Below are 9,447 nucleotides of genomic sequence, written 5' to 3' on the forward strand. Positions count from 1 at the left end.
ACATGACGATGACCCCCGAACAGGCCACCTGGTTCCAGGGCACCTTCAGCCGCCTGGCCGACAATGTCGACCGCGCCCTGCAGGGCAAGCGCGACGTGGTGAGCCTCGTGCTCGCCTCGATGCTGGCCGAGGGGCACGTGCTCCTGGAGGACGCCCCGGGGACGGGCAAGACGAGCCTCGCGAAGGCGCTCGCCGCGACCGTGCAGGGCACGAGCACGCGGATCCAGTTCACGCCCGACCTGCTGCCGTCGGACGTGACGGGCGTCACGATCTACGACCAGAACACGCACACGTTCGAGTTCCACCGCGGTCCGGTGTTCGCCTCGATCGTGCTCGCCGACGAGATCAACCGCGCCTCGCCGAAGACGCAGTCGGCGCTGCTGGAGGTCATGGAGGAGTCGCGCGTGACGGTGGACGGGGTCGCCCACGAGGCCGGCCGTCCGTTCCTCGTGATCGCGACGCAGAACCCGATCGAGCAGGCCGGCACCTACAAGCTGCCCGAGGCGCAGCTCGATCGCTTCCTCATCAAGACCTCGATCGGCTACCCCGACCTCGACGTCACGGCGACGATCCTCGCGGGTGCCGCGGAGCGCAACCCGTCGGCGAAGCTGAGCCCCGTGATCACGACCAGCGCCGTCGCCGACATGGCCGACCTCGCCGCCGCCGTGCACGTGGAGCCGGCCGTGCTGCGCTACATCGCCGAGCTCGTCGAGGCGACCCGCGAGGACACCGCGATCCGCCTCGGCGTCTCCGTGCGCGGCGCGCTCGCGATGGTGCGCATCGCCAAGGTGTGGGCCGCAGCACACGGCCGCCACTATGTGCTGCCGGACGACGTGAAGGCGCTCGCCCGCCCGGTGTGGCTGCACCGCCTGCTGCTCGACCCCGAGGCCGAGTTCGCCGGCACCACCGCCGAGACCGTGATCGCGCGGGTCGTCGACAAGGTCGCCGCCCCCCAGGCGCGCGCCGCCGCCTGAGCGGCCGGTCCCTGAGCCTGTCGAAGGCGCCCACCACCAGACCAGGTCCCTTCGACAGGCTCAGGGCCCGATCCGGATCCCTCCGAAGACAGAGAGCACGTATGACCACGACCGCCCAGGCGAGCGGCACCGACCGCCCGGCCGGATCCGACCGCGACGCCGGCTGGCGCGACATCGCGGCTCTCGTGCTCGCCCGCGCCGGCGCGCGGCTGCGCCTGATCGCCTCCGCCGTGCGCCCGCTCGCGTGGGTGCTGGGTGGGATCGCGCTCGGCTGTCTCGTGATCGCCCTGCCGCTCGGCTGGATCGAGCTCGCGGTGATCGCTCTCGTGCTGGGCGTGGTGCTGGCGCTGTGCGCGCTGTTCCTGATCGGCCGCACCGCCTACGACGTCACGCTCGACCTCGCCCGCACCCGGGTGGTCGTGGGGGAGCGCGCGGTCGGAGCGCTCACGCTCGCCAACCGCGGCACCCGGGCGATCCTGCCCTCCCGCGTGGTGCTGCCGGTGGGCGCGGGGCGCGGCGAGTTCGGCATCAAGCGGCTCGCCCCGGGGGAGGAGGCGGAGGAGCTCTTCGCGATCCCCACGCACCGCCGAGGCGTGGTCTCGGTCGGGCCGGTCAGCGTCGTCCGCGGCGATCCGCTCGGGCTGTTCGAGCGTGCGCACCGCCGCGACGACCCGATCGATCTGTTCGTGCACCCGCGGACGATCGTCTTCGACGGGCAGTCGCTCGGCTTCCTGCGCGACCTCGAGGGTCTGCCGGCGGCGGACCTGTCGCGCGACGACGTCTCCTTCCACGCGCTGAACGAGTATCAGCCGGGCGACGACCTGCGCCGCGTGCACTGGCGCTCGTCGGCGCGCACCGGCGTGCTCATGGTGCGCCAGTACGAGGAGACGCGGCGCTCGCATTTCGTGATCGGCCTCAGCCGTGCCGCGGGCGAGTACGCCGAGCCGGACGAGTTCGAGCTCGCGATCTCGCTCGCCGGATCCGTCGGCCTCCGCGCGATCCGCGACTCGCAGCACGTCGACCTGCGCGTGCAGGGCAGGGCTCTGCCGTCCGGCACCGGGAAGCAGCTGCTCGACTCGCTCGCCGGCGTCGAGGAGGGGCGTGCGAAGGACGGCACCCTGTCTGCGCTCGCCGGCACGGTCGCCGCGCACATGCCGCTGTCCAGCGTCGTGGTGCTGGTGGCCGGCAGCCGCACGTCGCCGGAGGAGCTGCGCGCCGCGTGCGCCCGGCTCCCGTTCGGCTCCCGCGTGCTCGCGATCGTCGCGGACCTCGGCGAGCCGCCGTCGCTGCGTCGCATCGGCGACGCCGACGTGATCACCGTGGGCGCACTCGAACAGCTGCCCCTCGCCCTCGGGAAGGTGCTCGCATGACCGCGCCCGCTCAGCCAGGATCCGACCGCTCCGCAGAGACGTCGAAGGCCTCCCGCGGCTCGAAGACGAAGACCGTGCGTCGCCCGCTGTCCGTGCGCCGCACGGTCGTGGACCTGGTCGCCGTCGCCCTCCTCATGGGCGCCGGTCTCGTCGGCTGGTGGCCCTCGTTCGCCGGCGGCTCCTTCCTGCCGGCCGCGATCGGCGGTGTCGTGCTCGGCCTCGGCATCGCGCTGCTCTGCGCCTGGCGCGGATGGGGCGTCCTGGCGACGGCCGGGCTCACGCTGCTCGTCTACTACCTGTTCGGCGGCGCGCTCGCGCTGCCGCAGACCACGCTGTTCGGCGTCGTGCCCACCGGTCAGACGCTCGGCGCGCTGTCGGCCGGCGCGATCACGAGCTGGAAGGCGATGCTCACCACCGTCGCCCCGGTCGCCGTCGCCGACGGCTACGCGCTGGTGCCGTTCCTGGCGGCCCTGGTGTTCGGCGTGGTCGCCGCCGCTCTCGCGCTCCGGCTGCGCAGGGCCGCGTGGGCGCTGATCCCCGCTGCGGCGCACCTGATGCTGGTGATCGCGATGGGCGTTCCGGCGCCCGCGGCGCCCATCGCCCAGGGCGTCGCCTTCGCCCTCGTGGCGGTGGCCTGGCTCGCGCTGCGCGGAACCGGGGAGCACACCGACGCCGCCGTGTCGGTCGCGGCCGACGGAACGCACTCCACGGCGCTGCGCCGGCGTCGCATCCTCGCCGGCGCCGCGGTGCTCGTGGTCGCAGGCCTCGCCGGCACCGGGGTCGCGACCGCGACGACGCTCGCCGAGCCGCGTCACGTGTTCCGCGACGTGGTGCTGCCGCCGTTCGACGTGCACCAGTACGCGAGCCCGCTGCAGTCGTACCGCGGGTACGTCAAGGATCACCGCAAGGACACCCTGTTCACGGTGAAGGGGCTGCCCGAGGGGGCGCGCATCCGCGTCGGCACGATGGACGCCTTCAACGGGGTCGTCTACGACGTCTCGGACAAGGGCGTCGGCTCGTCGGGCGCGTTCAGCCCGATCCGCGACAACATGTCCGCCGACGCCACCGGATCCTCGGCCACGCTCGACATCACGATGGACGCGTACAAGGGGGTGTGGCTGCCGGACGCGGGTCAGGTGAGCCGGATCGCCTTCGCCGGATCCGATGCGGATGCGCTGCGCCGCGGCACCTACTACAACGAGTCCACCGGCACGGCGGTCGCCACCTCGAAGCTGCGCAAGGGCGACACCTACACGGTGGACACCACGATCCCCCGCACCTGGACCGACAAGCAGCTCGAGGGCCTCGACTTCGGCACGGTCGCGATGCCCAAGTCGGCCGAGGCCCCGGAGAAGCTCGCCGCGCTCGCCTCGGACACGGTGGCGGATGCGAAGACGCCGATCGCGCAGGTGCGCGCGCTCGTGAAGAAGTTCTCCGAGGAGGGGTTCTTCAGCCACGGGCTGGAGGGCGAGGCGCTCAGCCGCGCCGGACACACCGAGGAGCGGATCTCCACCCTGATCGGCGGCCAGCAGATGGTCGGCGACGACGAGCAGTACGCCGTCGCGATGGCGCTCGCCGCGCGCTCCCTGGGCATCCCGGTGCGCGTCGTCATGGGCTTCTACCCGGACAAGGGCCAGAAGGGCACCTTCTCGGCCAACGGCGACAACCTGCACGCGTGGGTCGAGGTGAACTTCGAGAAGGCGGGCTGGGTGGCCTTCGACCCGACTCCGCCGAAGGACAAGGTCCCGCAGGACCAGATCACCAAGCCGAAGGTCGTCCCCAAGCCTCAGGTGCTGCAGCCGCCGCCCCCGCCGCAGGATCCGGTCGAGCTCCCGCCGAGCGTGCCCGATCAGCGCGGCAACCAGGACGGGCCGAGCGACCTGCTCGGGATCCTCGGGGCGGTGCTGGCCATCGGCGGCAGCGTGCTGCTCGTGCTCGCGATCCTCGCGTCCCCGTTCATCGTGATCGGCGCGTGGAAGGCCGCCCGGCGACGCAAGCGGCGCGCGGCCGCGCTGGCCGCCGACCGCATCAGCGGCGGCTGGGACGAGCTCACCGACCGCGCCGTCGACTACGGGGCGCGCCTGCCCGTCGGCGCCACGCGCGCCGAGGAGGCGCAGACCGTCGCGACCTCCCTCACCGTGCCCGCGGTCACGACGCTGGCCGACCAGGCGGACGCCCAGGTGTTCGGTCCGAGCGAGCCCACGGCGGAGGACGTGGACGCGTTCTGGCGCGAGGTCGACGGCATCGTGGCCGGGCTGGGCAAGGAGGCGAGCTGGCGGCGTCGCATGCTCGCGCGCCTGAGCCTGCGCTCCCTGCTCGGCGGAACACGGCTGTCGACGGGCGTCCAGGGGCTGCGCGATGCCGCCGCCGAACGGATCCGCCGACCGCAGAGCGGCTCTGGCGCGAGCGCGGCCGCACCTGGCACGATCGAGAACACGGCAGGGCGGCAGAGCGGCACCCGGGCCGCGCGCCCCGGATCCGAGAGCGAGAACTCATGACCAACGCCCCGAGCGGGACGGGCGCGGACGCCGCGCCCGTCGCGCCGATCCGACGGCGCGCGATCGCCTGTGCGATCGACCTCGCCATCCCCGCGGTCATCCTCCTCGCCGGATATCTGATCTCTTTGGGGGTCACGATGTCGGCGAAGCCGGACACCCTCACCGGCGCGCTGTTCGTCCTCATGCTCGGCATCGGGACGACCTTCGTGATCGCGCTGGTGTGGTTCGTGATCTCCACCTTCCTGCAGGGCGCCGGCGCCTCGGTGGGCATGCGGATCATGCACCTGCGCGTGGTGCGCGAGGGCAGTGAGGCGCCGCTCGGCTTCGGACGGGCGCTCCTGCGCAACCTCGTGTTCGGGCTCAGCGCCTCGATCGTGGTGGGGTACTTCACGCCGCTCTTCGACGGCTCCGGCCGGTTCCAGGGCTGGCACGATCGCGCCGCAGGGGCTGTCGTGCGCGACGCGCGCGCCGCCGCCCCCACGCCTGCCCCGGCGACCGGGAAAGGGCAGCCCGCTCCGGCCGGCCCGACGCCGGCCGCTCCGCTCGGCTCTCCGCAGCCCGCCCCCGCCGGCGGTGCTCTCGCGTCGGGGTTCGGCGGCTCCCCGATCCCGTCGCCGACGCCCGGATCCGCTCCCGCGCCCACGGCCTCGTTCGCGCCGCCCGCCGCTTTCGCGCCGCAGGGCGGGGCCCCTACCGGACACACCCTGCCGAATGCCCCCAGCGCCGCGGGCACCGTCGTCCCGGCGGAGCCCGAGGTCGATCCGCATGACGCGACCGTGCTGTCGGCGGCTGCGCAGGCCGCCGCCGACGCCGCCCACGCGATGATCACGGTCGTACCCGGGGTGAGCCCGTCGGTCCCCGCGCCCGCCGCGCCGGTCGTGTCGGGCCCCGAGACCGTGACGCCCGCGGGTCCGCCGGCACCCGCCGCGCCCCCGGCGACCGTCGCGGACGCCCTCGCGCAGGGGCCGATCGCGCCGACCGCCGAGGAGGAGGATCTGGAGGAGACCCGGATCTCGATCCCGGGGCACCGTCTGCAGTTCGTCTGGGACGACGGCGCGCGGGCCACGGTGTCCGGGCGCACGCTGTTCGGCCGCAACCCGGCACCCGAGCCCGGCGCGACGGTCGTCGTGGTCCGCGATGAGACGCTCTCGCTGTCCAAGACCCACTTCGAGGCGGCGGCGGAGGCCGCGGGCGGCTGGGTCATGGACCGGCACTCGACCAACGGGATGACGATCGTGCGCGACGGCGTGCGCATCGCCTGCCCGCCTGGCGAGCGCGTGCGGATCCGCCTCGGCGACGCGATCGAGATCGGCGACCGGATCGTGACCGTGGGCGGCTACGCATGACGCCGGCGATCGTGGCGCGCGCCGGCGCCGCCACGCACACCGGCCTTCGCCGCTCGCTCAACGAGGACGCGCTGCTCGCTCAGGCGCCGCTGTTCCTCGTCGCCGACGGGATGGGCGGGCATCAGGCGGGCGACGTCGCCAGCAGTACCGTGATCGACGGGTTCGCGCAGCTGCGCGGCCGTCCGGTCCTCACGATCGACGACGTCAGCTTCACCCTGGCCCGCGTGCGCGCGGCGGTCGACGCGATCGGCGGCACGGGCGTCTCGAAGGCGGGTACCACCCTCAGCGGGGTCACGATCGCGGCGGTCGACGGGGTCGGCTACTGGCTGGCGGTCAACATCGGCGACTCGCGCACCTACCGCCTCTCCGGCGGCACGCTGGAGCAGATCTCCGTCGACCACTCGGTGGTGCAGGAGCTCATCGACGCCGGGCAGCTGCGGGCGGCGGATGCGTCCACCGATCGCCGCCGCAACATCATCACCCGGGCGATCGGCGCAGGCAGCGCCGGGGAGGCGGACTACTGGATGATCCCGGCGCGCGTCGGCGATCGGATCCTGGTCTGCTCCGACGGCCTGAGCAGCGAGGTGGGCGACGACGAGATCCGCACTCTGCTCACCGTGCACGAGGATCCGCAGGCCGCCGCCGACCGTCTGGTCGACCGCGCCCTGGAGCTCGGCGGGCGGGACAATGTGACCGCGGTCGTCGTGGACGCGGTCCACGTCAGCACGCGTCCGGGCAGTGACGGCACGACCGGCATCGACGACGAGGACATCGACTCCGACACGCGACCGCGTGCCGAGGCCATGGGAGGGATGCGCTGATGAACACCGTCTACCGCACAGGGTCCTGGTACGCGCTGATCGGCCCGCGGGCCGTGGTGGCGCTGCCTCCGGACGCGGACGCCGCGCTCGTCGGCACGCTGTGGGAGCGGGTCGCCGCCGAGGAGGTGTCGTTCGCCGAGGTCGTCGACGCGCTGACCGCCGCGGGCGGGGGCTCGTTCTCCGCCATCCCGCCGTTCGCCGCCGTCGTGCGCGAGGGCGAGCACGCGCGCATCGCCGTGCGCGGCCGGGTGCGGGCGCGCGTGACCACCGCGGACGACGAGCGCGAGATCACCGGCGCCGAGGTCACCACCTGGAGCGAGCGGTTCGTCCCTGCCGTCACAGGGATCGAGATCCGCGTCGAGGACGGGGCGGAGGATCCGGCGCTGCCGATCGTCGCCGGCGTCGTGCGCGCCGGCGCGATCGCTGCCGGAGCCGCCGTCCGGGTTCCCGCCCCGTCGGTCCCTGAGCCTGTCGAAGGGTCCGAAGCGCCGGACGAGGTCGCTCCTCTGGTCCCTGAGCCTGTCGAAGGGCCCGACGGCGGTTCCCCGTTGGTCCCTGAGCCTGTCGAAGGGTCCGAAGTGCCCGACGAGGTCGCTCCTCTGGTCCCTGAGCCTGTCGAAGGGCCCGAAGCGCCTGACGAGGTCGCCCCTCTGGTCCCTGAGCCTGTCGAAGGGCCCGAAGCGCCCGACGAGGTCGCCCTCGGCACCACGACCACCGGCGCCACGACCCAGGATCCCGAGCCCGCGCTGCACCCGGCCGAGCTCGCCGACGCCGACGACCTCGGCGACCTCGGCGACACCGTGCTGAGCGCCCCGGCCGCGGCGGAGACGATCCTGCCTCCGGCCGACACCATCGCGGAGCCGGTCGGCGGCCACACCCTCGACTTCCGCCCGTCGGCCGCCCCGGCGCCCGCGGGTCATGTCACCGCCGCGGACGTCGACGGCGACCACGACGGGGCGACGATCTCCCTCGCCCAGGCGCGGGCGATGCGCGCCGATCTGCCGCTGGCGCCGACCGTCTCGGACGCCGCCCCCGCACCGGCGGCGCCGATCCCGGCGCCCGTGTCGGCCGTGCCGGGGATCACCCTGGAACCGGCGCGTCCGGTCAGCGCGGATCCGGTCGCCGCGCGCGTCGACGGATCCGGGCCGCGGGTGAGGCTGTCCACCGGGCAGGTGGTCTCGCTCGACCGCACCGTCGTGATCGGCCGGCGCCCTCGGGCTTCCCGGTCCAGCGGGTCCACGCTGCCGCACCTGGTGGCGGTGGACAGCCCGCAGCAGGACATCTCCCGCAGCCACCTCGAGATCCGTCCCGAGGCCGACGCGGTGGTGGTGCTCGATCTGCACACGACGAACGGATCCACCCTGCTGCGACCCGGCGCCGAGCCGGTGCGGCTGCACCCCGGGGAGCAGACCATCGTGGTCACCGGGGACGTGATCGATCTCGGCGACGGAGTCACCGTCGCCTTCGAGGAGCTGCCGTGAGCCGTCCGCCGTCTCCGCCGCCGCAGCTGGAGGGCTTCGACTACGTCGAACCGCTCGGCACCGGCGGCTTCGCCGACGTCTTCCTGTACGAGCAGCAGCAGCCGCGGCGGCGCGTGGCGGTCAAGGTGCTGCTCGCCGACCGGCTGGCCTCCGGCGCCGCGCAGGAGTTCGCCGACGAGGCGAACGTGATGGCGATGCTGTCCACGCATCCGGCCATCGTCACGATCTACCAGACCGGCGTCGCGGCCGACGGCCGTCCGTACCTGGTCATGGAGTACTGCCCTCGGCCGAACCTGCAGCAGCGCGCCCGCAAGGAGCCGTTCAGCGTCGCAGAGGCGCTCCGGGTCGGCGTGCAGGTCGCGGGGGCCGTGGAGACGGCGCACCGCGCCGGAGTGCTGCACCGCGACATCAAGCCGGCGAACATCCTCGTCACCGCCTACAACCGGCCCGCGCTCACAGACTTCGGCATCGCCTCGACCACGGGTGCCGTGAGCGAGGCGGCCGGGATGTCGATCCCGTGGTCGCCGCCGGAGTCGTTCGCGGATCCGCCGCAAGGCGGGGTGCGCTCCGACGTCTACGCGCTCGCCGCGACCCTCTACACGCTGCTCACCGGACGCAGCCCGTTCGAGAAGCCGGGGCAGCGCAACAGCGGGGCCGACCTGATCTCGCGGATCGAGAGCGAGCCGCTGCCGCCGCTGGGACGCGCCGACGTGCCGGAGAGCCTCACGCGGGTGCTCGAGCGCGGCATGGCGAAGAACCAGGACGACCGCTTCGGCAGCGCCGTCGCCTTCGCCCGCGCGCTGCAGAAGGTGCAGATCGAGCTGTCGCACTCGGTCACCCCGATCGACATCGTCGACGACCACCAGCCCGAGCCCGATCACGACGATGACGACGACGGCCTCACCCGGGTGCGGGAGGTCGTCAGCATCATCGTCGTGATCGGGCTCGGGCTGGTGA

General features: G+C 73.7%; 7 protein-coding genes. All 7 read left to right on the plus strand.

Annotated elements, in window-relative coordinates; all coding sequences use genetic code 11:
• Positions 1-2 precede the first annotated feature (2 nt).
• Positions 3-974, plus strand: a complete 972-nt coding sequence (locus RL72_RS04605; RefSeq protein WP_045249638.1) for an AAA family ATPase — start codon at positions 3-5, stop codon at positions 972-974.
• A gap of 101 nt (positions 975-1,075) precedes the next feature.
• Complete coding sequence (locus RL72_RS04610; protein WP_045249639.1) at positions 1,076-2,344, plus strand: DUF58 domain-containing protein; 1,269 nt, start codon at positions 1,076-1,078, stop codon at positions 2,342-2,344.
• The gene (locus RL72_RS04615) at positions 2,341-4,842 is read left to right on the plus strand and encodes a transglutaminase TgpA family protein (protein ID WP_082072073.1); all 2,502 of its coding nucleotides are present in this window, start codon (positions 2,341-2,343) and stop codon (positions 4,840-4,842) included. The genes RL72_RS04610 and RL72_RS04615 overlap by 4 nt, the downstream gene beginning before the upstream one ends.
• Positions 4,839-6,188 (plus strand): RDD family protein, encoded by a 1,350-nt coding sequence (locus RL72_RS20540; RefSeq protein ID WP_045249640.1) that lies wholly within the window; start codon positions 4,839-4,841, stop codon positions 6,186-6,188. The genes RL72_RS04615 and RL72_RS20540 overlap by 4 nt, the downstream gene beginning before the upstream one ends.
• A complete protein-coding gene (locus RL72_RS04625) occupies positions 6,185-7,009 on the plus strand; it encodes a PP2C family protein-serine/threonine phosphatase (protein ID WP_045249641.1) in 825 nt (274 codons plus the stop codon). The genes RL72_RS20540 and RL72_RS04625 overlap by 4 nt, the downstream gene beginning before the upstream one ends.
• Complete coding sequence (locus RL72_RS04630; protein ID WP_052674185.1) at positions 7,009-8,490, plus strand: FHA domain-containing protein; 1,482 nt, start codon at positions 7,009-7,011, stop codon at positions 8,488-8,490. Before RL72_RS04625 ends, RL72_RS04630 begins: the two co-directional genes overlap by 1 nt.
• Positions 8,487-9,447: serine/threonine-protein kinase (locus RL72_RS04635; RefSeq protein ID WP_045249642.1), on the plus strand; the 961-nt coding region annotated here is incomplete at its 3' end. The genes RL72_RS04630 and RL72_RS04635, both read left to right, overlap by 4 nt.

Source organism: Microbacterium azadirachtae (assembly GCF_000956545.1).
GTDB lineage: Bacteria > Actinomycetota > Actinomycetes > Actinomycetales > Microbacteriaceae > Microbacterium > Microbacterium azadirachtae.

Bases quoted from the DNA above. Each gene is read 5' to 3' on its own strand.
- RL72_RS04615 (WP_082072073.1), top strand. From the start codon at position 2,341: ATGACCGCGCCCGCTCAGCCAGGATCCGACCGCTCCGCAGAGACGTCG.
- RL72_RS20540 (WP_045249640.1), top strand. From the start codon at position 4,839: ATGACCAACGCCCCGAGCGGGACGGGCGCGGACGCCGCGCCCGTCGCG.
- RL72_RS04610 (WP_045249639.1), top strand. From the start codon at position 1,076: ATGACCACGACCGCCCAGGCGAGCGGCACCGACCGCCCGGCCGGATCC.
- RL72_RS04605 (WP_045249638.1), top strand. From the start codon at position 3: ATGACGATGACCCCCGAACAGGCCACCTGGTTCCAGGGCACCTTCAGC.
- RL72_RS04625 (WP_045249641.1), top strand. From the start codon at position 6,185: ATGACGCCGGCGATCGTGGCGCGCGCCGGCGCCGCCACGCACACCGGC.
- RL72_RS04630 (WP_052674185.1), top strand. From the start codon at position 7,009: ATGAACACCGTCTACCGCACAGGGTCCTGGTACGCGCTGATCGGCCCG.